Origin of the sequence: Roseburia inulinivorans DSM 16841 (assembly GCF_000174195.1) — a bacterium.
Taxonomy (GTDB): Bacteria; Bacillota; Clostridia; order Lachnospirales; family Lachnospiraceae; genus Roseburia; species Roseburia inulinivorans.
On the sequence record NZ_ACFY01000172.1, the window covers coordinates 1 to 564 of the forward strand.

Consider the following 564-nt stretch of genomic DNA (forward strand, 5'->3'; position numbering starts at 1 on the left):
AGTAGCAGATGCTGGATATGGTTCTTACAACAATTACATCTTCTGTGGGCAGCATGGAATGGAAAAATATATGAAATTTACCATGTTCAAGAAAGAGACTACAGACAAGAAGTATCATGAAGATCCATTTCGTGCAGTAAATTTTCCAATCGTGGAAGGCGGAATCATGCGTTGTCCAAACGGGAAAAGCTTTTATCTTCAGTATCGAAAAAACGTAAAAGGGAACAAGTATGGGCGTCAGAAAGAAGTGTATCAGTGTGAAGATTGCTCCGGCTGTCCATATGCAGAACAATGTAAAAAGACAGATAAAAACCGTACTGTACGGATCAACCGCGAACTTACAGCGATGCATCAGGAAGTGATAGAAAATCTCGAAAGCATCCAGGGAGCGCTTCTAAGGATGAACAGATCCATTCAGGCAGAAGGTACCTTTGGTATCATGAAAAACGACCGGTGGTACAAAAGAATTGTCCGAAGAGGAATAAAATCTGTATTGCTTGAAGTATTTCTCGTTTCTATCGGACACAATCTTTATAAATATCACAACAAACAGAAAAAAGTTGC

Annotated in this window: 1 protein-coding gene; it reads left to right on the forward strand. The window is 39.5% G+C overall.

All coding sequences use genetic code 11. The annotated features are described in order from the left end of the window. Positions 1 to 564, forward strand: a 564-nt coding sequence (locus tag ROSEINA2194_RS19270; RefSeq protein WP_007890837.1) for a transposase, incomplete at both ends; no start/stop codon positions are given.